Annotated in this window: 15 protein-coding genes and 2 riboswitches; of the genes, 6 read left to right on the top strand and 9 right to left on the bottom strand. The window is 72.1% G+C overall.

Features of this window, described 5'->3' with window-relative positions; all coding sequences use genetic code 11:
* Positions 1 to 24 precede the first annotated feature (24 nt).
* The 3 genes from upp to ligD all read left to right on the top strand — a co-directional run bounded on the left by upp (position 25) and on the right by ligD (position 3,367).
* Entirely contained in the window at positions 25 to 663 is a 639-nt protein-coding gene (upp, locus tag V6N00_RS06650) for a uracil phosphoribosyltransferase (RefSeq protein WP_334231299.1), read from the top strand.
* A 109-nt stretch (positions 664 to 772) separates the two neighbouring features.
* Positions 773 to 2,308 carry an ATP-dependent DNA ligase gene (locus tag V6N00_RS06645; protein WP_334231298.1) on the top strand — a complete coding sequence of 512 codons (1,536 nt, stop codon included), beginning with the start codon at positions 773 to 775 and terminating at the stop codon, positions 2,306 to 2,308.
* Positions 2,309 to 2,383: 75 nt separating this feature from the next.
* Positions 2,384 to 3,367 (top strand): non-homologous end-joining DNA ligase, encoded by a 984-nt coding sequence (gene ligD, locus V6N00_RS06640; protein ID WP_334231297.1) that lies wholly within the window; start codon positions 2,384 to 2,386, stop codon positions 3,365 to 3,367.
* Between the two features lie 193 nt (positions 3,368 to 3,560).
* Here ligD and gcvH read toward each other — a convergent pair whose 3' ends face one another.
* The 9 genes from gcvH to V6N00_RS06595 all read right to left on the bottom strand — a co-directional run bounded on the left by gcvH (position 3,561) and on the right by V6N00_RS06595 (position 17,902).
* Positions 3,561 to 3,941, bottom strand: a complete 381-nt coding sequence (gcvH, locus tag V6N00_RS06635) for a glycine cleavage system protein GcvH (protein WP_334231296.1) — start codon at positions 3,939 to 3,941, stop codon at positions 3,561 to 3,563.
* Between the two features lie 54 nt (positions 3,942 to 3,995).
* Positions 3,996 to 5,150 carry a glycine cleavage system aminomethyltransferase GcvT gene (gene gcvT / locus V6N00_RS06630; protein ID WP_334231295.1) on the bottom strand — a complete coding sequence of 385 codons (1,155 nt, stop codon included), beginning with the start codon at positions 5,148 to 5,150 and terminating at the stop codon, positions 3,996 to 3,998.
* A gap of 57 nt (positions 5,151 to 5,207) precedes the next feature.
* Positions 5,208 to 8,069 carry an aminomethyl-transferring glycine dehydrogenase gene (gene gcvP, locus V6N00_RS06625; RefSeq protein ID WP_334231294.1) on the bottom strand — a complete coding sequence of 954 codons (2,862 nt, stop codon included), beginning with the start codon at positions 8,067 to 8,069 and terminating at the stop codon, positions 5,208 to 5,210.
* 49 nt (positions 8,070 to 8,118) lie between these two features.
* A riboswitch (glycine riboswitch) is annotated at positions 8,119 to 8,222 on the bottom strand.
* Positions 8,223 to 8,314: riboswitch (glycine riboswitch) on the bottom strand.
* 222 nt (positions 8,315 to 8,536) lie between these two features.
* Positions 8,537 to 10,654 (bottom strand): ArnT family glycosyltransferase, encoded by a 2,118-nt coding sequence (locus V6N00_RS06620; protein ID WP_334231293.1) that lies wholly within the window; start codon positions 10,652 to 10,654, stop codon positions 8,537 to 8,539.
* A 129-nt stretch (positions 10,655 to 10,783) separates the two neighbouring features.
* Positions 10,784 to 12,961 carry a glycosyltransferase family 39 protein gene (locus V6N00_RS06615; RefSeq protein WP_334231292.1) on the bottom strand — a complete coding sequence of 726 codons (2,178 nt, stop codon included), beginning with the start codon at positions 12,959 to 12,961 and terminating at the stop codon, positions 10,784 to 10,786.
* The gene (locus V6N00_RS06610; RefSeq protein WP_334231291.1) at positions 12,958 to 14,394 is read right to left on the bottom strand and encodes a bifunctional glycosyltransferase family 2/GtrA family protein; all 1,437 of its coding nucleotides are present in this window, start codon (positions 14,392 to 14,394) and stop codon (positions 12,958 to 12,960) included. The genes V6N00_RS06615 and V6N00_RS06610 overlap by 4 nt, the downstream gene beginning before the upstream one ends.
* 264 nt (positions 14,395 to 14,658) lie before the next feature.
* A complete protein-coding gene (locus V6N00_RS06605; RefSeq protein WP_334231290.1) occupies positions 14,659 to 15,402 on the bottom strand; it encodes a S1 family peptidase in 744 nt (247 codons plus the stop codon).
* Between the two features lie 139 nt (positions 15,403 to 15,541).
* Positions 15,542 to 17,047 carry a sensor histidine kinase gene (locus V6N00_RS06600; RefSeq protein WP_334231289.1) on the bottom strand — a complete coding sequence of 502 codons (1,506 nt, stop codon included), beginning with the start codon at positions 17,045 to 17,047 and terminating at the stop codon, positions 15,542 to 15,544.
* Between the two features lie 105 nt (positions 17,048 to 17,152).
* Positions 17,153 to 17,902, bottom strand: coding sequence for a response regulator transcription factor (locus tag V6N00_RS06595; RefSeq protein WP_334231288.1), 750 nt, complete (start codon positions 17,900 to 17,902; stop codon positions 17,153 to 17,155).
* A 452-nt stretch (positions 17,903 to 18,354) separates the two neighbouring features.
* Between V6N00_RS06595 and V6N00_RS06590 the strand changes: the two genes are divergently transcribed.
* The 3 genes from V6N00_RS06590 (at position 18,355) to V6N00_RS06580 (ending at position 21,340) form a co-directional block, all read left to right on the top strand.
* On the top strand, positions 18,355 to 19,587 hold the full coding sequence (locus V6N00_RS06590) for a hypothetical protein (protein ID WP_334231287.1): 1,233 nt from the start codon (positions 18,355 to 18,357) through the stop codon (positions 19,585 to 19,587).
* A gap of 381 nt (positions 19,588 to 19,968) precedes the next feature.
* Positions 19,969 to 20,772, top strand: coding sequence for a winged helix-turn-helix domain-containing protein (locus V6N00_RS06585; protein ID WP_334231286.1), 804 nt, complete (start codon positions 19,969 to 19,971; stop codon positions 20,770 to 20,772).
* A gap of 49 nt (positions 20,773 to 20,821) precedes the next feature.
* Positions 20,822 to 21,340, top strand: a complete 519-nt coding sequence (locus tag V6N00_RS06580; RefSeq protein WP_334231285.1) for a SixA phosphatase family protein — start codon at positions 20,822 to 20,824, stop codon at positions 21,338 to 21,340.
* Positions 21,341 to 21,373 lie beyond the last annotated feature (33 nt).

Below are 21,373 nucleotides of genomic sequence, written 5' to 3'. Positions count from 1 at the left end.
GTGCCCGCTGGTAGTTTTGGCACCATGCGCGTCAGCCACGTCGACCACCCTCTCGTCGCCCACAAGCTCTCCGTGCTCCGCGACGAGAGCACCAACTCGCCCGTCTTCCGGCAGCTGACCGAGGAGCTGGTGACGCTGCTGGCCTACGAGGCCACCCGCAACGTGCGGGTGCACGAGGTCGAGGTGACCACCCCCGTCGCGACCACCACGGGGACCGGGCTGGACAAGCCGACCCCGCTCGTCGTCCCGATCCTGCGCGCCGGTCTCGGCATGCTCGAGGGCATGACCCGCCTGGTGCCCACCGCCGAGGTCGGCTTCCTCGGCATGGCCCGCAACGAGCAGACCCTCGAGGCCGTCACCTACGCCGAGCGCCTGCCCGACGACCTGACCGGCCGCCAGGTGTTCGTGCTCGACCCGATGCTCGCGACCGGCGGCACCCTGCGCGAGGCGATCAACTTCCTCTTCGCCCGCGGCGCCGAGGACGTCACCTGCATCTGCCTGCTGGCCGCGCCCGAGGGCCTCGCTGCGCTCGAGGAGAAGCTCCGCGACAACGACCGGGTCACCATCGTGCTCGCCTCGATCGACGAGAAGCTCGACGAGAACGGGTACATCGTGCCGGGCCTCGGTGACGCCGGTGACCGCCTCTACGGCGTCGTCGACTGACCCCCCCTCCCGCTGACTGGTCGATAGATGACGGTTCCAGCGGGTGAGGACCGGTCGAAAGCGGCATCTATTGACCAGTCAGCGCGGGGGCCGGTGACAGACTGGGCTCGTGCTCCTCGATGACGTCGTCGCGACGACCACCGCCGTCACCGCCACCCGCTCCCGGCTCGCCAAGGTCGACGCGCTCGCGGACCTGCTGCGCCGCCTCGACCCCGATGACGTCGCGCCCGCCGTCGGGTTCCTGATCGGCCGGCCACGGCAGGGCCGGGTGGGCGTCGGCTACCGCAGCATCGGCGCCATCACCGGCGACCCCGCCGCGGAGCCGTCCCTGACCGTCGCCGACCTCGACGTGTTCCTCGACCGGCTGCTCGCCACGACCGGGTCCGGGTCCGACGCCGTCCGCTCCCGCGACCTGGCCGCGCTCATGGCGCGGGCCACCGCCGCGGAGCAGGACTTCATCGCCCGCGTCCTGCTCGGTGATGTCCGCACCGGGGCGCTCGAGGGCGTGCTGACCGACGCCGTCGCGGCCGCCTCCGAGCACCCTGTCGCCCTCGTCCGGCGCGCCGTCATGCTCTCCGGCGATCTCGGGCGCACCGCCCGCCTCGCGCTCACCGAGGATGCGGACGCGCTCGCCGCCGTCGGCCTCGTCGTGGGCCGCCCCGTGCTGCCGATGCTCGCCGCGACCGCCGCCACCCCCACCGACGCCCTCGGGACGACCGGGGAGGCGTCGGTGGAGTACAAGCTCGACGGTGCCCGCATCCAGGTCCACCGCGCCGGGGACGACGTGCGCGTCTTCACCCGCAGCCTCGCCGAGGTGACCGACCGGCTTCCCGACGTGGTCGAGGCGGTCCGCGGGTTGCCGGTGCGGGACGTCATCTTCGACGGCGAGACCCTCGCCCTCGACGAGGCCGGTGCGCCCCGTCCGTTCCAGCAGACGATGTCCCGGTTCGGCACGATGGCCGACTCCGCGACCGCGCGGGAGACGGTGCTGACGCCGTGGTTCTTCGACGTCCTGCACGTGGACGGGCGCGATCTGCTCGACGAGCCGCTGTCCGTGCGCCTCGCCGAGCTCGAGCGGATAGCGCCGGAGCTGCGGGTGCCCGGGACGGTCACCGACGACGCCGCGACCGCCGAGCGGGTGTCCGCCGAGGCGCTCGCCGCCGGCCAGGAGGGCGTCGTCGTCAAGGCGATCGACTCGCCCTACGCCGCGGGCCGGCGCGGGTCGAGCTGGATCAAGGTCAAACCGGTGCACACGTACGACCTCGTCGTGCTCGCGTGCGAGTGGGGTTCCGGCCGGCGCCAGGGCTGGCTGTCCAACCTGCACCTGGGGGCGCTGGACCTCGACGGGGAGTTCGGCGAGCCGGGCGGGTACGTCATGGTCGGCAAGACGTTCAAGGGGCTGACCGACGAGCTGCTGCGCTGGCAGACCGAGCGCTTCGCCGAGATCGAGACCCGCCGCACCGCGCACACCGTGTACGTCGAGCCGGTCACCGTCGTCGAGATCGCCATCGACGGCGTGCAGTCCTCGACCCGCTACCCCGGCGGCGTCGCGCTGCGCTTCGCGCGCGTCAAGCGGTACCGGGAGGACAAGCAGCCCGCGGACGCCGACACGATCGGCACCCTGCGGTCCCTGCTGCGCGCCTGACGTGCGCGGTCACTCCGGACCACGTCTCTCTCGTCGTCACTTGACGAGTCGCCGGGGATCGGTGAGCGTGGGGGCATGTCCACCAAGGGTGAGTTCGGGGATCCGGTCGTGCTCGACGTCGACGGCTACGACGTGCGCCTCTCCAGCCCCGACCGCGTGTACTTCGCGGCCCGCGGGGAGACCAAGCGGGACCTCGCGGAGTACTACCGCAGCGTGGGGCCCGGCATCGTCCGTGCGCTGCGCGACCGTCCGTGCATGCTGCACCGGTTCCCCGACGGCGCCGCCGGCAAGAAGGTGCACCAGAAGCGGCTGCCGCACGGCGCCCCGCCGTGGGTGGAGACGGTGCGCCTGCACTTCCCGCGCTGGAACCTGCACGCCGACGAGCTGTGCGTGACCAAGCCGGCCGACGTCGTCTGGGCCGTGCAGATGAGCACCGTCGAGTTCCACCCGTGGAACAGCCGCCGCGCCGACACCGAGAAGCCCGACGAGTGGCGCATCGACATCGACCCGATGCCCGACGCCACCTGGGCCGACGTCCGGAAGACCGCGCACGTGGCCCACGAGATCCTCGACGAGCTCGGCGCCACCGGCTGGCCCAAGACCAGCGGCGGTGACGGCCTGCACGTCTACGTCCGTATCGCGCCCGAGCACGGGTTCGGCGACGTCCGCCGCGGCGCCCTGGCCTTCGCCCGTGAGGTCGAACGGCGGCTGCCCGACAACGTGACGACGACGTGGTGGCGCAAGGACCGCGACCCGTCCGCCGTCTTCGTCGACTTCAACCAGAACGCCCGCGACCACACCATCGCCTGCGCCTACTCGGTGCGCGGCAACGACATCGGCACCGTCTCGGCGCCGCTGCGCTGGGACGAGATCGACGACGCCGAGCCGGGCGACTTCACCATCGCGACGATGCCGGCCCGGTTCGCCGAACTCGGCGACCTGCACGAGGGCATCGACGAGGCCGTCTACGACATCGCGCCGCTGCTGGAGTGGGCCGCCCGCGACGAGGCCGCCGGCAAGGAGACCCCGCCGGAGCCCGAGGAGGGCGCGAAGCCCTGACGGCACCGGCATGACTCCGATTGGTTCGGTCGCGAAGGACGAGTTCGGCCGAACAGACGACCGATCAGGTCGCTTTCGACCGACCACGTCCGCCGCTCAACGGGGACCCGGACAACGACAACAGGCCGGTGACGGGCCCCCCGAGGAGGGCGCGAAGCCGTGACCCACCGGCCTGATCGCCGGACGCGTGACCCTACAGCGTCACGTCGTTCTGCTGCGCGTACTCCTCGGCCGACAGCAGTGGGCCCTCCGTCTCGACCTCGACGGTGAACAGCCAGCCGGCGCCGTACGGGTCCTCGTTGACCAGGGCCGGGTTGTCGGCGACGTCGTCGTTGACGGCGGCCACCGTGCCGGTGACGGGGGAGTAGAGGTCCGAGACGCTCTTCGTCGACTCGATCTCGCCGCAGGTCTCACCCGCGGTCACCGTGGCGCCCACCTCGGGCAGGTCGACGTAGACGACGTCGCCGAGGGCGTCGGCGGCGACCTTCGAGACGCCCACCTTCGCGGGCGACGCCTCGGTGTCGATCCACTCGTGTTCGACGGAGTAGCGCAGGCCGGTCTGGACAGAGCTCATGGAGGGGTTCCTCTTCTCGTGCGGGAGACTCGTGCGGGAAAGCGGGGGGAGAGACTACTGCTCGCGCCGGTAGAACGGCAGGGCGACGACCTCGAACGGTTCGGCCTTCCCGCGCAGGTCCACGTCGAGGCGGGTGCCGGGCTCGGACAGGGCGACGTCGACGTAGGCCATCGCGACCGGGTAGCCGAGGGTGGGGCTGGGCTGGCCGGAGGTGACCTCGCCGACCTGCGCGCCGTCGGCCAGCACCGCGTAGTGCGAGCGGGCGGACCGCCGCCCCAGGCCCTTCAACCCGACCAGGCGCTGACCGCTGGTGGCGCCCTCGCCGGCGTCCTTCGCCGTCTGCAGCGCGGCACGGCCGACGAAGTCGTCCTCCTTGGACGCCAGGGCGACCACGCCGCCGAGGCCCGCCGCGAACGGCGTCCGGTCGCGGGAGAGCTCGTTGCCGTACAGCGGCATCCCCGCCTCGAGGCGCAGCGAGTCGCGGGCCGCCAGCCCGCAGGGCACGAGGCCGTGCGGCTCGCCGGCGGTCCGCAGCGCGGCCCAGAGGCCGGCCGCGTCGTCGTTCGCGACGAACAGCTCGAAGCCGTCCTCGCCCGTGTACCCGGTGCGGGCCAGCAGCACGGGCACGCCCGCGGCCGTGACCCGCACGGCCGCGTAGTACCGCAGGCCGGGGACGGCCCGGGCCTGCTCCGCCGGGACGACGGCGCGCACGATCGCCTCGGCGTTCGGGCCCTGCACGGCGATCAGCGACGTCTCCGCGGACACGTCGCTCAGGGTGACGCCGTCCGCGTCGATGCCGGTGAAGGCGGCCAGCCGGGTCGCCAGCTCGGAGGACACGGTCGCCGCGTTCCCGGCGTTCGGGACGACAAGGTACTCGTCCTCCTCCAGCCGATAGACGATCAGGTCGTCGATGATCCCGCCGTCCTCGGCGCAGATCAGCGAGTACTTGGCCTTGCCCACCGCGATGGCGGACAGCCGGCCGACCAGGGCGTGGTCGAGGAAGGCGCCGGCCCGCGGGCCGTGCACCTGGATCTCGCCCATGTGGGAGAGGTCGAAGAGGCCCGCCGTGGAGCGGACGGCGCGGTGCTCGGCGAGTTCCGACCCGTACTTCAGCGGCATCTGCCAGCCGCCGAAGTCGGTGAAGGAGGCGCCGAGGGCGGCGTGGACGTCGTACAGCGCCGTGAAGCGCTGCGTGGTGGTCTCGGTCATGGGGATACTCCGGTCTCGTGAGGTCGGCGTGAGAGGTCGGTGTGAGCGGCGAGGACGTCAGTTCTCGAACGCGCTCAGCGGCGGGCACGCGCAGACCAGGTTGCGGTCCCCACCGGCGCCGTCGATGCGGCCGACCGGAGCGAAGTACTTGTCCTGCGTGCGGGTCGCGCCCGGGAAGGCGGCCTGTTCGCGGGTGTAGGGGCGGTCCCAGTCGCTCGTGACGACGGCGGCCGCGGTGTGCGGGGCGCGGCGCAGCGGGGACTCGGCGACGGCCATCGCGCCGTCGGCCACGGCGTCGATCTCCGCGCGGATGGCGACCATCGCGTCGACGAACCGGTCCAGCTCGGCCAGGTCCTCGGACTCGGTGGGCTCCACCATGAGGGTGCCGGCCACCGGGAAGGACAGGGTCGGGGCGTGGAAGCCGAAGTCGATCAGCCGCTTGGCGACGTCCTCGGCGGTGACGCCGGTGCGGGCGGTCAGGTCCCGCAGGTCGAGGATGCACTCGTGCGCCACCAGGCCGGCCTCGCCGGTGTAGAGGACGGGGAAGTGCTCGTTGAGCCGGCGGGCCACGTAGTTGGCCGCCAGCAGCGCCGACGTCGTCGCCTGGGTCAGGCCCTCGCCGCCCATCAGCTTGATGTACGCCCACGAGATCGGCAGCACGCCGGCGGAGCCGAACAGCGAGGCGGACACGGGGATGCCGACACCGTCGTCGCCGACGTTCCACGTCGCCGCGTCGCCGGGCAGGAACGGCGCCAGGTGCTCGCGCACCGCGACCGGTCCGACGCCGGGGCCGCCGCCGCCGTGGGGGATGCAGAACGTCTTGTGCAGGTTCAGGTGGGAGACGTCGCCGCCGAACCGGCCCGGACGGGCGAGGCCGACGAGGGCGTTCATGTTCGCCCCGTCGATGTAGACCTGGCCGCCCGCCTCGTGCACCGCGTCGCACACCATGCGCACGTCGGCGTCGTACACGCCGTGGGTCGACGGGTAGGTGATCATGATCGCGGCCAGGGTGTCCCGGTTGGCCTCGATCTTCGCGGCGAGGTCGTCGTGCTCGATCTCGCCGTTGTCGGCGGTCGCGACGACGACGACGCTCAGGCCGGCGAGGACCGCCGAGGCGGCGTTCGTGCCGTGCGCCGACGCCGGGATGAGGCAGACCGTGCGCTGGTCGTCGCCGCGGCTGACGTGGTAGCCGCGGATCGCGAGCAGGCCGGCCAGTTCGCCCTGGGACCCGGCATTGGGCTGGATGGACACCCGGTCGTACCCGGTGATCGCGGCCAGGTCGGCCTCGAGTTCGCCGATCAGCTCGCGCCAGCCGGCGGTCTGGGAGTCCGGGGCGAACGGGTGGATGCCGGCGAACTCGGGCCAGGTGATGGCCTCCATCTCGACCGTCGCGTTCAGCTTCATCGTGCAGGAACCGAGCGGGATCATGGTGCGGTCCAGGGCCAGGTCCCGGTCCGAGAGGCGACGCAGGTATCGCATCATCTGCGTCTCGGAGCGGTAGGTGTGGAACACCGGGTGGGTCAGGTAGTCGCTGGACCGCCGGGCCTCGGCCGGCAGGGTGAAGCGCGCGTCGGGCGCGGGGGCGGCGTCGACGTCGGAGCCGAACGCCCGGGCGACCGTCAGGACGTGGGCGCTGATCGTCAGCTCGTCACAGGAGATGCTGACGGTGTCCGCGTCGACCCGGCGCAGGTTCACGCCCTCGCGCTCGGCGGCGGCGACGACCTCGTCGGCCCGACCCGGCACGGACGCGGTGACGGTGTCGAAGAAGCTCGCGTGTGCCACGGTGACGCCGGCGGCGTCGAGCGCCGTGGCGACCTCGCGGGCGTGGCCATGCACGCGCTCGGCGATCGCCTTCAGGCCCTCGGGACCGTGGTAGACGGCGTACATCCCGGCGACGATGGCGAGCAGCGCCTGCGCGGTGCAGATGTTCGACGTCGCCTTCTCCCGGCGGATGTGCTGCTCGCGGGTCTGCAGGGCGAGCCGGTACGCGGGGGTGCCGGCGTCGTCCTTGGAGACGCCCACCAGCCGGCCCGGCAGCTGCCGTTCCAGGCCCTGGTGGACGGCGATGAACGCGGCGTGCGGGCCGCCGTAGAACAAGGGGACGCCGAAGCGCTGGGCGGAGCCGACGGCGATGTCGGCACCCTGCTCGCCGGGGGAGGTGATCAGGGTCAGCGCGAGCAGGTCGGCGGCGACGGTGACCATCGCACCCCGCTCCTTCGCCGCATCGATCAGCTCGGTGGCGATCTCGACGCGGCCGGAGGCGCCCGGCTGCTGCAGCACGATGCCGTTGACGGGGCCCTCGGGAAGGCCGGCGGAGAGGTCGGTGACGACGACCTCGAAGCCGAGCGCCTTCGCGCGGCCGGTGACGACGGCGATGGTCTGCGGGAACAGGTCGGCGTCGAGGACCGTGATGCCGTTCTTCGCGTCCTTGTTCTTGTTCGCCCGGCGCATGAGAAGGACGGCCTCGGCGACGGCGGTGGCCTCGTCGAGCAGGGAGGCGTTGGCGATGGGCAGCCCGGTCAGGTCCGCGACCGCGGTCTGGAAGTTCAGCAGGGCCTCGAGCCGACCCTGGGAGATCTCGGGCTGGTACGGGGTGTAGGCGGTGTACCAGGCGGGGTTCTCGACGACGGTGCGGCGGATGACCGGCGGGGTGACGGTGTCGTAGTAGCCCTGGCCGATCATCTGCACCCGCTGGACGTTCTTGGTCGCCAGGGCCCGGAGGGCGGCGAGGGTGTCGGACTCGCTCAGGGCCGTGCCGAGCTCGAGCGGCTCGTCCTGCTTGATGCTGTCGGGAACGGCGATCGCGGCGAGCGCCTCGACCGAGTCGAGGTCGATGGCGTTGAGCATGTGCTTGACGTGCTCGTCGCGCCGGGCGCCGATGTGGCGGTCGACGAACGCCGCGGGGGTGGACGAGATCATGAGGAACTCCGGAGGTCGGTCAGCCGGCGGGTGCCGGTACGGACGGGTCCCTCCCCGCTCTGTATCGGACCTGAGAGATTCCGCCGGGTCCGGGTGTCGGTCGGGCCGGCTTGCACCGTCGGTGAGCCCGCGAGGGCTGCTTTCCAGAGGTGGCTCGCCACGGCGGTACAGGGGCCTGAGAGATTCCCGGGGAGGAAATTGCTCCTTCGGCGCCCGCAGGTGCGGGACTCTCCCGCCGCGGATCACAGCCTGCCGGACGACCCCCGTTGGCGGCGGGGCGTCCTGCGTCACATCAGGATACTCGACCGCGTGTTTCGGCGGGATGAACGGCGGCCCCGCCCTCCCCGGGGTGGCGCGATCCCGAGACGTGGTGCTCGCACGTTCGGCCGAGAACGACATGGTCGGTCGAACCCTCGACCGAATGTGTCGCACTGGACCGAACGTGCGCGAGCTGGCGGGTGGAGCGGTCAGGAAGTGAGGTCGTACACGGTGACGCCGTCGATCGTCGTCGCCGTGTAGGTCGCCTGCACCCACGCGTCGATCTGGCTGGCCGCGTCGGACCCACCGTTGGCCTGCATCCCGATCGTGCCGGCGATCCAGTAGTGGATCTTCCCCTCCTTCACCAGCTGCTGGAACTGGGCGAGCGTCGGGGCGGGATCGGTGCCGTTGAAGCCGCCGACCGCCATGACGGGCAGCCCGGTGGCCAGCTGGTACCCGGCGGCGTTGTTCGAGCCGACGACGGCGGCCGCCCAGGTGTAGGTCCCGGCGTTCTGGGTCAGGGCCGCGACCAGGGCGGTGCCCGGCGTCGTGGCGTTGAGCAGTCCTCCCATGCCGCCCGCGCCGCCCTGGCCGCCGGGGCCGGCCTGCTGGCCGGTGGCCTGACCCGCACCCGTCTGGCCCGCACCCGTCTGGCCCGCGCCCGTCTGGCCCATGCCCTGCGGCATCGCGCCACCAGGGGCCATCCCACCGCGGCCGCCGAAGCCCATGCCGGTCGACGGGCCGGCGGTCACGATGGCGCCGGTGTGGCCGGTCGAGGCGGTCTGCACCGCGTACGACGCCGGGCCCGCGAGGGCGAGGACGACGGCGACGGCGGCCACCGCCCGCCCTGCGGGCCGGGTCAGGTGCGGCAGCATCACGAGCCCGACGCCGGCGAGCATCCCGCCGAAGAGGACGACCCAGCGCAGCCACGGCAGGAAGGTCGGCGTCCGGGCGAGGAGGATGTACGCCCAGAACGCGGTGATCATCACGGTCGATCCGAGCAGCAGGGCGGGCACCGGGGCCGGCCGCCCGGCGTCCCGCTGCGACCACAGCAGCCCGGCGCTGATCCCGACGACGGCCGCGATGGCCGGGGCGAGCGCCACCGAGTAGTACTCGTGGATGATGCCCGCCATGAGGCTGAACACCAGGCCGGTGACGAGCAGCCAGCTGCCCCAGACCAGCAGCGCGGCGCGGGCGGGGTCGGTCCGCGGCGCCCGCCGGGTCATCCACAGGGCGGCGATCATCAGCACGAGGGCGGCCGGCAGCAGCCAGGAGATCTGGCCACCGAAGGAGGCGGAGAACATTCGCCACAGACCCGTCGTCGACGTCGCCCCGCCGCCGCCGACGCTGCCCACCTCGTCGCCCGTGAGCCGGCCGAACCCGTTGTAGCCGAAGGTCAGCTCGAGGATCGAGTTGGTCTGCGTGCCGCCGATGTACGGGCGGTACTGCGCCGGGGTCAGTTCGACCAGCGCGATCCACCAGCCCGCCGAGACGACGAGCGCGGCCATCGCCCCGAGCAGGTGCAGGAGCCGCCGGCCGACGCGGTGCGGCGCGGCCACCAGGTAGACCAGCCCGAAGCCGGGGACGACGAGCAGGGCCTGCAGCTGCTTGGTCAGGAAGGCGAAGCCGATGAGCACGCCACAGGCGATCAGCCAGCGGGCCCGGCCGCTCTGGATGGACCGGACCGTGGCGTACGCGGCGAGGCTGAGGAGGAGCACCAGCAGCGCGTCCGGGTTGTTGAATCGGAACATCAGCGTCGCGACGGGCGTCACCGCGAGGGCGGCGCCGCCGATCAGGCCGCCGACCCGGCCGGCCACCCGGGTCACCGCGGCGTACACGGTGCCGACGGCCGCGACGCCCATCAGCGCCTGCGGCAGGAGGATGGCGAACGAGTTCAGGCCGAACAGCTTGACCGAGATCGCCATGAACCACAGGGACGCCGGCGGTTTGTCCACGGTGATCGCGTTGGCGGCGTCGGAGGAACCGAAGAGGAAGGCCGTGAAATTCTGCGACCCGGCCTGTGCCGCCGCGGAGTAGAAGGGGTTGGCCCAGCCGGAGGCGTCCAGGCCCGCCAGGTAGAGGACGGCGGTCGCGACGAGCAGCGCGTACACCGGCCAGGTCTGCCGCGTCGGCCGCACCCGGCTGCCCAGCCGGGAAGCACCCCGGGCCAGGCGGGTCCGGCCGGGGTCGCCCGCGACGCGGCGGGCGGTGCGCCGGCTGCGTCGAGCGGACGGGCTGCCGGCCGGGTCATCGGCGTGGGCGTCGGTTCCCCGGCCGGGGCCCGCGGCGTCGAACGTGCCGGTCGAGCCGGCGAGGGAGGTCGTCATGCGTCTTCTCCTTCGGGGAGAGGGGTCCGCCAGCTCGTCGACAGATGTTCGATCGGGCCCGAATCGGAGCACCGGTGAACGTCTATCGACGAGCTGGCGGGAGGTGGGGGTCAGATGGTGGCGGTGGGGTCAGGAGCGCAGGTCGTAGACCGTGCTCGAGCCGACGGTGGTGGCGGTGTAGTTCGCGGCCACCCACTGGGCGATCTCGGACGAGGACGACGAGCCGCCGCCCATCCCTCCGCCGCCGCCCATGCCGCCACCGGAGATGAAGTAGCTGATCTTCCCGTCGCGGACCATCTGCTGGAACTGGGCCAGCGTCGGGGAGGGATCCGAGCCGTTCCAGCCGCCGAGCGCGATCACCGACGTGTTGGACGCGAGCTCGAGATCGGCCGCACCGGTCGCCCCCGAGATGGCCGCGGACCAGGTGGTGGTCGTCTTCTGCAGCAGCGCCGTCAGCTCGGCGTTGGCGCCGCCCGCCTCACCCATGCCGCCGGGTGCCTGCCCCGTCGGTGCCTGGCCGGTGGTACCGCCGGGAGCCTGGCCGGTCGTCCCGTTCTGGCCCGTCGTGCCGCCGGGAGTCTGACCCGTCGTGCCGCCGGGAGTCTGACCCGTCGTGCCGCCGGGTGCCTGGCCCGTCGTACCGCCGGGCATACCGCCGGCCCGAGCGCCACCCATGCCGCCGCCGGCGCTCGCCGGGCCGGACGTCGGGATCGACCCGGAGTGCGCCGACGCCGCCGTCGCGATCGCCCACGAGCCCATGCCGAGGCCCGAGGAGAGCAGGGCCGCGATGATCACGGCCACGCCCATCCGGCGCACCGCGTCGAGCCGGAACACCAGCGCGGTCGCGGTCAGCACGCCGAGCGCGAGCTGCACCCACTTCAGCCACGGCAGCCAGCTCGATGCGGTGGACAGCAGGGCGAAGGACCAGACGGCGGTCGCGAGGATGCTGACCGCCAGGACGATGCGCGGGGCGAGGTACGTCCGGCCGCGCCAGAGCTCGACGGCGCCGATGCCGACGAGGGCGGCGATGCCGGGCGCCAGGGCGACGGCGTAGTACGGGTGGATCGTGCCCTCCATGAAGGAGAAGATGCCGGCGGTCACGATCATCCAGCCGCCCCAGAGGATGAGGGAGGCCCGCGTCAGGTCGGTGCGCGGCGCTCGCCGGGTGAACCAGAGGCCGGCGACGAGAAGGATCACGGCGGCCGGGATCAGCCAGGAGACCTCGGAGCCGAACGCGGAGTTGAACATGCGCAGGACGCCGGTGGAGCCGCCGAAGCCGGTGTTGCCGCCTCCGCCCATGCCGCCGCCACCGCCGCCGTTGCCCTCGCCGCCGAAGATGCGGCCGAGGCCGTTGTAGCCGAAGGTGAGCTCGAGGAAGCTGTTGGTCTGCGTGCCGGCCATGTAGGGCCGCGCATCCGCGGGGGTGAGCTGGAAGACGAGCAGGTAGCTGCCGGCGACGACGAGGATGCCGCCGAGCGCGGCGAGCAGGTTCAGGAGGCGCCGACCGATCCCGGTGTTCGCCGCCCACAGGTAGGCGAGGGCGAGCGCGGGGATGGTGAGGAAGCCCTGCAGCATCTTGGTCAGGAACGCCAGGCCGAGCAGCGCGCCGGCGAGGAAGAGCCAGCGCGCGCCGTGCTTCTGACAAGCCCGCACCACCGCGTAGCCCGCCGCGACGAGGCACAGCGTGAGCAGGGCGTCCGGGTTGTCGAAGCGGAACATCAGGGTCGCGACCGGCGTGAGGGCGAGCGCCGCACCGGCGATGAGCCCGGCCGCGGGGCCGCTCGTCCGTTTGACCGCGGCGTACAGCAACCCGACCGCGGCCACGCCCATGAGGGCCTGCGGGGCGAGCACCGTGAACGAGTTGAAGCCGAACAGGCGGCCGAGCAGGGCCGGGAGCCACAGGGAGGCCGGCGGCTTGTCCACCGTGATGGCGTTGCCGGCGTCGAGGGAGCCGAACAGCAGCGCCGTCCAGCTCTTCGTCCCGGCCTGGATGGCGGCGGCGTAGAAGGAGTTGCCGTAGCCGGAGATCGTCAGGTTCCAGAAGTAGAGGAGCCCGGTGCCCAGCAGCAGGCCCAGGGCGGACGGCCGGACCCGGCGGGGCTGGTCGCCGCCCGTCACCCAGCGGCCGATCCCCCGACCGGCGGCGTGGGACCGGCGGGTCCGCTCGTCGTCAGGGGCGGCGTGCCGGTCCGCGTGCTGCTGCGGGTGATCGATCACGTCCGTCGCGGAGGTCGCGTCCAGGAGGTAGCGGGGCGGGGCGGTGGTCCGGCGCTCCGGGGTGCCGGTCGCGGAGGTCGAGGTGCTCATCGGTTCGTGTCCTTCGTGAAGGCCGGGGAGGCGGGGGAGGCGGGGATCGAGGGGGTGCTGAGGGCCGGGGTCGGCGCCATTCCGGCGATGGCGTCAGCCAGCGGGTTGGCCGGCGCGGTGGTCACGGGAACGTCGGAGACGGGAGTGCCGCCCGTCCGGCTCGCGCCGCGGGAGCCGGGCCGGAACACCCAGAGCCGGAACAGGAGGAACCGGACGAGGGTGGCGAGGAGGTTGGCGCCGACGACGGCGGCCACCTCGACGGCGCGGTGCGGGGAACCGGACGCATGCACGGCGGCGAGGGCGCCCGAGGTGAGGGCCAGGCCGATGCCGAAGACGATCAGCCCCTGCACGTGGTGCTTGAGCGCCCCCGCGGAGCCGCTGACGCCGAAGGTGAAGATCCGGTTCGCGGCGGTGTTGCCGATCGCGGTCGTCAGCAGCGCGATCAGGTTGGCCGCCTGCGGGTCGACCCACAGCCGGAACAGCACGAAGATCCCGAGGTAGGCGAGCGTCGAGGCGACGCCCACGACGCCGAAGCGCACGACCTGGGTGAACAGGGTCGACGTCTGGCCGGGGATGGTGCCGCGCCCGACGGCGGTGCGCAGCTGTTCGACAGGGATCCGCCCGCGGACGAGGTCCCGGCTGATCCGCACGATCCCCTTGACGTCGTCGACGGCCGTCCGCACGATGTCGACCGTCGAGTCGGGATCGTCCGTCCAGTCCACCGGCACCTCGGCGATCCGCAGGCCGCTGCGTTCGGCGAGGACGAGCAGCTCGGTGTCGAAGAACCAGGCGTTGTCCTCGGTGTAGGGCAGCAGCATCCGGGCGACGTCCCCGCGGATGGCCTTGAAGCCGCACTGCGCGTCGGAGAACCGGGCGCCGAGGGAGGAGCGCAGGAGCAGGTTGTACGAGCGGGAGATGAACTCCCGCTTGGCACCGCGCACGACGCGGGAGCCGCGAGCCAGGCGGGTGCCGATGGAGACGTCCGAGTGGCCCGAGATCAGCGGTGCCACCAGGGGGCCGAGCGCCGCGAGGTCGGTGGAGAGGTCGACGTCCATGTAGGCGAGCACGGGCGACGGGGAGTCGGACCACACGCGGCGCAGCGCCCGCCCCCGCCCCTTCTCGTCGAGGTGGACGACTCGCACCTCGGGCAGCTCCCGAGCGACCCGCTCGGCGACCGGCAGCGTGTCGTCGGTGCTCGCGTTGTCCGCGACGGTGATGGCGAAGCTGTGCGGGAACTGGTCCGTCAGGTGCCGGTGCAGGCGACGGAGCGCCGCCTCGATGTCCTTCTCCTCGTTGTACACGGGGATGGTGACGTCGAGGACGGGGACGGGGCCGGTGGTGTCCACGGGTCCCCGCTGCAGGCGCGGCGCCACCGTCGGGGGGTCCGTCGCGACACCGGCGACGAGCAGGGGAGCGGAGATCGGAGCTGTCATACCGACCACTGTCGTGACGCCACTTTTGCCGCTCGTAGCGGGTGGCTGTGCGACGACTGTGGATGTCGGCGAACCCCGGGATGCCCGGCGTCAGCCGGATCGACCGGTCAGCGGACCGTTCCCGGAAAGCAGTCGAGGCTGGCCGCATCGATGATGCGGCCAGCCTCGATCGGTCCGAGCAGCGCTGGGGTGGGGGAGACCCCGGGCTCGGATCACGGGTTCAGAGGTGGGGGATCCCCTGTTCCCGGGTCTTGACGGATCAGCTCACTGGCTGATGGTGGTGCGGATCCAGCTGGCGTCCTGGGACAGCACCGCGTAGTTCGACCCGGCGTGGATGTCGCTGCCCGGATCGGCGGAGTCACCGGTGGAGCACACGCCGACGATGGCGCCGTTGACGATGATCGGGCCACCGGAGTCGCCGTGGTTGGACGCGCCGGTCACGCCGTTGACGTGCTGGGCGATGCCGCGGTAGGCGTCCCGGGTGCGGCCGTTGCGCTGCACCGTGGCCTGGTACAGACCCGTGGAGGGGGTCGCGTCGGCGCGCAGACCGTAGCCCATGATGGTGGCCGTGCCGGTCTTCGTGGGCGAGTAGGAGAGGTTGAGCGAGGGGTAGCTGCTCAGGTTCACCGCGGTGCTCAGGTGCACGAGCGCGACGTCGCCGGCGGGCCCGTAGCCCCACGAGTCCGCGGCGGTGGGGGTGCCGCGGTTGGTCGTGCTGTTGCTGTGGTAGACGTTCATCGCCGTCGTGCCGTCGACGCAGTGGCGGGCCGTGAGGACCCACCGGGCGTTGACCTGCTCGCCGGTGCAGCCGTACGTGCCGGTGCCCTGCTTGAAGATCAGCTGCACGGCCCACGGCGTTGCCGGGGCCTGCTCGCCGCCGACGATCTGGATGGTCGAGCCGCTCGGGGCGCTCTTGCCGTACGGCGCGGCGGAAGCGGCGGGGGCGATGGCCAGGAAGGGTACCGTCGCCAGCGTGAGCGCGGCAGCGAGCTTCGTCAACGTTCTCATGGTCGTGCCCTCTCCTCGAGTGGCACCGGGCATCCGCTCCGGTGCGGGATCACCGGATCAGCGTCGCGCAGATCACACAGGTTTGTCAATCACGCGTGACAACATCCTGTGACAAATGTGTTGACAACTTGTTGTCACATCAGGCGGCTCCGGCCCCGACGGCGGGCCGGCTGCGCGAGACGAGCGGCAGGCGGACGGCGAACTCGGTCCGCCCCGGCCGCGACGATACCTCGATCCGGCCGCCGTGTGCCGCCACGATGGCCTCGACGATGGCCAGGCCGAGTCCGGTGGTGCCGTCGGTGCCGCTGCGTGCGGCGTCGGCCCGGGCGAACCGGGCGAAGATCTGCTCGAGGAACTCGGGGTCGATGCCGGGCCCCGTGTCGACGACGGAGAGGACCGCGTCGCGCCCGTCGCTCGACCGGCTCACCGTGGTCGTCACGGTCGTGCCGGCGTCGGTGTGCTTGCGGGCGTTCGAGAGCAGATTCGTCAGCACCTGCGTGAGCTGCCGGGGATCGGCGCGCACGGGGACCGGGTCGTCGGGCACGGCGATGACCCAGTGGTGATCCCGCGCGGTGACCTGCGCGTCGGTGACGACCTCGACGACGAGTTCGCCCAGGTCGACGTCGGCGAACTCGGGCTGCTGGCCCTCGTCGAGCCGCGCGAGCAGCAGCAGGTCCTCGACGAGCGACGTCATCCGCCGCGACTGGGACTCGACCCGGCCGAGCGATCGGGCGCCGTCCTCGCTCAGGTCCTCCGTCATCCGCACCAGGTCGGTGTAGCCGCGGATCGCCGCGAGCGGGGTGCGCAGCTCGTGCGAGGCGTCGGCGACGAACTGCCGCACGCGGGTCTCGCTGCGCTGGCGGGCGTCGAGGGCGGAGGAGACGTTGTCGAGCATCTGGTTCAGTGCGTGGCCCACCGAGCCGACCTCGGTGTGCGGGTCCGCGAGCCGCGGGGGCACCCGTTGCGCGAGCCGCACCTCGCCGGCGTCCAGCGGCAACCGTGCGACCTGGGTGGCGACGGCGCTGACGTCCTCGAGCGGGCGCAGCGTGCGCCGGATGACGACGACGCCGATGACGCCGGTCAGCGCGAGGCCGCCGAGCGAGACGAGGGCGAAGGTGCCGGTGATGTCCCGGAGGAGGTCGTTGCGGTCGGTCAGTGGCAGCCCGGTGACCACGACGCCGTTGGTGACCTGGGTGGCCACGAGCCGGTAGTCGCCGATGGACAGGTTGCGTTCGGCCGGTTCCGACGTCGTCGGCAGCGAGGCGAGTGCCGAGCGGTCCGACGCCGAGAGGGACTGCCGGTTGCCGTTCCGGTCGATCACGCCGGACGTGTTGACGGCGCCGCCGACGATGAGGGCGTTGAGGGTGCCCGCACCCTGCCCGCGCGCCTGCAGCGGGTCCGAGGCGTCGTGGTCGCCGCCGCCGGGCGGGGGAGCGCTGAAGTTCACGGCGCGCTGGGACGCCTCGTGGAGGCGCCCGTCGAGCTGGTTCGTGACGAACAGGTTGACAGCGGTGAGGGTCACGAGGCCCACCGTGACGCAGATGGTGGCGAGCATCAGCAGCGCGACCGCGATGACCCGGGTGCGCAGGTGCCAGCCGGCCGGGCCCCGGACCCGGGTCGCCGGAGCGCCCGCGAGCGTGCTCATCGTGTCGTGCCTCCGTTCGACGGTGTCGCGCTGTTCTGGGTCGTGCAGTTCTGGGTGGCGATTCGGGGTGGGTGGTCGGGTCGGTCGAGCTCCGGGCCGTGCTGCTCAGGCGGCCGGCTTGATCACGTAACCGGCCCCGCGGACGGTGTGGATCATCGGTTCGCGGCCGACGTCGATCTTCTTCCGCAGGTAGGAGATGTACAGCTCGACGATGTTGGCCTGGCCGCCGAAGTCGTAGTTCCACACCCGGTCCAGGATCTGCGCCTTGGAGAGCACACGTCGCGGGTTCTCCATCAGATAGCGCAGCAGCTCGAACTGGGTGGCGGTCAGCGCGACCGCGTCGCCGCCGCGGGTGACCTCCCGGGTGTCGACGTTCAGGGTGAGATCCCCGACGACGAGCTCGGCGTCGTCGATCGCCGCGACGCCGGACCGCTGGACGAGCCGGTGCAGGCGGATCAGCACCTCCTCCATGCTGAAGGGCTTGGTCACGTAGTCGTCGCCGCCGGCGCTCAGGCCCTGGATGCGGTCCTCGACGTCGTCCTTCGCGGTGAGGAAGAGCGCGGGGACATCGGGAGCGAACTGCCGGATGCGCTGCAACGTCTGCACGCCGTCGAAGCCCGGGAGCATCCAGTCCAGGACGAGGACGTCGGGCCGGAACGAGCGGGCGACGGTGACGGCGTTCTCGCCGTCGTGCACGGTCTCGACGTCCCAGCCGACCATCCGCAGCCCGATGCTCACCAGTTCCGCCAGCGACGGCTCGTCGTCCACGACGAGCGCGCGGATCGGCGAGCCGTCCGGGTGCTCGAGGCGGGGAAGGCTGTCGATCAGGGCGGTGCGCTGCTGGCGTGCGGTCATGACATCGAGTCTCCGGTCCCGGGGTAGCTCCCTGCTGGGCCGAACCTGTGACGGAGCTGTGCGTGTGAGAGAGCTGTGAGGTGGGGATCGACTGAGCTGCACGGCGCATGCGAACGCGGCGTCGCGGCTCCGCTCCGGGCCACAGGATCGTGCGCCCAGCCTAGTCTCGTCGCCGTCCGGCCGGCCCGATCCGCGCCGGGTCGGCGGGGGCGGCTGGATGAGCGACCGCTCGGTATCGCCCGGGGATCCTCATCTGCACCGGCACATCCAACTGCACCGGCACGTCCGACTGCACCGGTCGTCTCAACTGCACCGGTCGTCTCAACTGCACCGGTCACCTCAACTGCACAGTGACGCGTGGGACCGGGCACAGCCGCGACACAGGCCCCGATCGAAGACTCGAGACATCGACGTACCCGGCCTGCTCCGGCAGCCCCACAGGAAGGACCCCCATGTCCGAGCAGTACCCGCATGACCCGCGCGACCCCGAGGCCCGCCGCGCTGCCAGCGGTGCCGATGCCCAGCACTCCGACCCGGGTGCCGGCCCGTCCGCGCTGCCTCCGCTCCCGCCGACCTCCCCCGGCCGTCACACGTCCGGCGCGGCGAACGGCTCGACCTCCGGCTCGCAGCCGTGGGGCTCGGCTCCCGCGTCCGGCCCGTACTCCGGGTCGTACCCCGATTCCTCCACCGGCCCGTACTCGCAGCCCTACTCTGGTCCCGACGGCACGGACGGGCGCGCCATGCCCCCCAGTCAGCCGGCGCATGGTGCGTACGGCGACGGCTGGCAGGGCCGCACGACGTGGGGCGCGCCCCCGTCGGCATCGTCGTCCCGGCCCTGGACGTTGAAGAAGTCCCTGCTCGCGGCCGGCGTCGCGGTCGGCGTCGCCCTCGGCGGCGGGGCCGCGGCGGTCGCGGCATCCTCGGCGACCTCGACGCAGGCGGGTGGCCGCGGAGGTGCGGGCGAGGGGTTCGCCGGCCTGGGCCGCGGCGGCTTCGGCCAGTCCGGCCTCGGCGGCGGACTCGGCACCGGCGTCAGCTCGGAGCTCGGCTCGGCGCTCCACGGCGAGTTCGTCACCTCGCGCAGCGGCAGCACGGTCACGATGCTGCTGCAGAACGGCACCATCACGGCGGCCAGCACGACCTCGATCACCGTCAAGAGCAGCGACGGGTACAGCAAGACGTACGCGATCGACAGCAGCACCCAGATCACCCGCACCTCGCTCGGCGGGGACCGCGGCCAGCAGGGGCTGCAGAACCAGGGCACTCAGCAGGGCCCCGGCGGGATGCAGGGCTCTGGTGGCATGCAGGGTTCTGGTGGCATGCAGGGTTCTGGTGGCATGCCACCGGGTGACCTCGACCAGGACGGGGACGGCCAGGCCGGCCAGAGTCAGTCCGGCCAGGGCCAGTCCGGGAACTCGTCGTCGGGCCAGTCGGGTCAGTCGGGGAGTTCCTCGTCCGGGCTGTCGGCCGGCGACCTCACGACGGGGGCCACGGTCACGGTGGTGGCCACGACGTCGTCGTCCGGCTCCGCGACGGCCACGAGCATCCGGCTGACCACCGTGTCCACCACCAGCCAGAGCCAGAGCCAGAGCGGCCAGAGCTCGAGTGGTTCGAGCTCCAACGGCTCCAGCGGCTCGAGCAACTCCGGCGGCACGATGAGCGGGTCGGACGGCACCACCAGCTAGCACTTGATTTTCGGGTTCGTGCGCGAGTAAGGCGCAGAACGCCGGGTGATCAACATCTGCCCACGTCAGAGGCGTGTGGCGGTGTCGATGCCCGGCGCTCTGCGTTCGTGACGAAAGTGAGATGAGACAACGCGTCTCACGATGTGGACAAAAGAAGCCTATGTTACTTGCACGTACGGTCGATTGCGCGACACAATCGAGACGTGAACAACACGACCGTGATCTCTCGCATCGGTGTCGACCCCACCGTGCGGCGAATGTGTTGTCGACGAATGCCCCGCTGAATCGGTTCATCCAGCCAGCCGTCGCGTCCGCGCTCGATCCGATCGGATCGCGCCCGCATTCCTGAGTCGTTCACCTTCGTCGTCACGTGAGGTTCCCATGTCTGTCGCCTCGTCCGGATACGTCCACATCTCCCTGCGCAACCGCCAGAAGTCCGCTGCGCCGCGTGGTCTCGTCACTCGCCGCCCGCTTCCGCCGACCGGTCCCATGCCCGTCGTCGGCCACTTCTCCGGTCTGCGCTCGGTGCCGTCCGGCACTGACACCGCTGCCGCGCCCGCGCCGGACGAGGTGACGGCCGCCGAGTCCGAGAGCTCGGCCCGCGGCTTCGTCATCTACGTCGGCCTCGACGAGCAGGCGGCCGCCGAGAGCGGCACCAGCCTGGTCAAGCTCGTCCAGGAGCTGCGCGCCCATGTGCGCTCCGTGGTCCCCGGTGCCGACAGCTACGCGGCGGTCGCTCTGGCACCCAACGACGCCGTCGGCAGCGATCTCGAGGTCGTCCGCAGCACGCTCGGCGACCCGACCATCACCGGCGTCCGGTCGCGGCAGCCCGAACCGGCGCCCGTGCCGACCGTCAACCGCCCGACCGGCGTCCTCATCGACCTGTCGCGGCGCGAGGTGTTCCTCGACGGCGAACTGCTGAACCTCACGTTCAAGGAGTTCGAGCTGCTGAACTTCCTCGTGGAGAACGGCACCCGCACCGTCAGCCGGGACGAGCTGCTGACCGGTCTGTGGCGCAACGCCGAGGAGGCGCCGAACGAGCGCACCATCGACGTGCACATCCGCCGGCTGCGCTCCAAGCTCGGCCGGCTCGCCAACACGGTCCGCACCGTGCGCGGCCAGGGCTACCGGTTCTACGACCACCCCGAGGTCGTCGTCTGGGCCGCGCCCGAGTACTCCATCTAGCGATCCGACCCGACCGATCGGGGTTCGTCCGGCTGGATAGACTCGCCGGATGAGCCCCGATCAGCGTCGTCTCCTGCTGCTGCGCCACGCCAAGGCGGCCACGGCGCCCGAGGTGACCGACCATGACCGGCCGCTCGCGGCGCGCGGTCACGACGAGGCCCCGGCCGCCGGCCGCTGGATGCGCGAGCACGACGTCGTCCCGGACTTTATCCTCTGTTCGAGCGCCCTGCGGACGCGGCAGACCACCACCTGGGTGTGCCAGGAGCTGGGGGAGAAGGCGCCGACGCCGCAGCTGCGCGACGACCTCTACAACGCGGGCACGACGGGCATGCTCACGGTCATCAACCACGTGCCGGAGACGGTGCGCACCCTGCTGGTCGTCGCCCATTTCCCGGCGGTGCAGAACGTCGCCCTCCGGCTGGCCTCGCCGGAGTCGGACCAGGACGCCGTGACCGACCTCGGCACCGACTACCCGACCCTCGGCCTGGCCGTGCTGGAGCTGGACCTGCCCTGGGCAGAGCTCGACCGGCGCGACGCCGCCGTCACCGCGTTCGCCGTCCCCCGCTGACGAGTCCCGCGCTGACGAGTCCCGCGTCGTCGC

Origin of the sequence: Tersicoccus mangrovi (assembly GCF_036881825.1) — a bacterium.
GTDB classification, from domain to species: domain Bacteria; phylum Actinomycetota; class Actinomycetes; order Actinomycetales; family Micrococcaceae; genus Tersicoccus; species Tersicoccus mangrovi.
Note: the sequence above shows the minus strand (reverse complement) of the source record. Positions and strands in the feature narration are given on the sequence as shown.

Bases quoted from the DNA above. Each gene is read 5' to 3' on its own strand.
- upp (WP_334231299.1), top strand. From the start codon at position 25: ATGCGCGTCAGCCACGTCGACCACCCTCTCGTCGCCCACAAGCTCTCC.
- ligD (WP_334231297.1), top strand. From the start codon at position 2,384: ATGTCCACCAAGGGTGAGTTCGGGGATCCGGTCGTGCTCGACGTCGAC.
- gcvH (WP_334231296.1), bottom strand. From the start codon at position 3,941: ATGAGCTCTGTCCAGACCGGCCTGCGCTACTCCGTCGAACACGAGTGG.
- gcvT (WP_334231295.1), bottom strand. From the start codon at position 5,150: ATGACCGAGACCACCACGCAGCGCTTCACGGCGCTGTACGACGTCCAC.
- gcvP (WP_334231294.1), bottom strand. From the start codon at position 8,069: ATGATCTCGTCCACCCCCGCGGCGTTCGTCGACCGCCACATCGGCGCC.
- V6N00_RS06620 (WP_334231293.1), bottom strand. From the start codon at position 10,654: ATGACGACCTCCCTCGCCGGCTCGACCGGCACGTTCGACGCCGCGGGC.
- V6N00_RS06615 (WP_334231292.1), bottom strand. From the start codon at position 12,961: ATGAGCACCTCGACCTCCGCGACCGGCACCCCGGAGCGCCGGACCACC.
- V6N00_RS06610 (WP_334231291.1), bottom strand. From the start codon at position 14,394: ATGACAGCTCCGATCTCCGCTCCCCTGCTCGTCGCCGGTGTCGCGACG.
- V6N00_RS06605 (WP_334231290.1), bottom strand. From the start codon at position 15,402: ATGAGAACGTTGACGAAGCTCGCTGCCGCGCTCACGCTGGCGACGGTA.
- V6N00_RS06600 (WP_334231289.1), bottom strand. From the start codon at position 17,047: ATGAGCACGCTCGCGGGCGCTCCGGCGACCCGGGTCCGGGGCCCGGCC.
- V6N00_RS06595 (WP_334231288.1), bottom strand. From the start codon at position 17,902: ATGACCGCACGCCAGCAGCGCACCGCCCTGATCGACAGCCTTCCCCGC.
- V6N00_RS06590 (WP_334231287.1), top strand. From the start codon at position 18,355: ATGTCCGAGCAGTACCCGCATGACCCGCGCGACCCCGAGGCCCGCCGC.
- V6N00_RS06585 (WP_334231286.1), top strand. From the start codon at position 19,969: ATGTCTGTCGCCTCGTCCGGATACGTCCACATCTCCCTGCGCAACCGC.
- V6N00_RS06580 (WP_334231285.1), top strand. From the start codon at position 20,822: ATGAGCCCCGATCAGCGTCGTCTCCTGCTGCTGCGCCACGCCAAGGCG.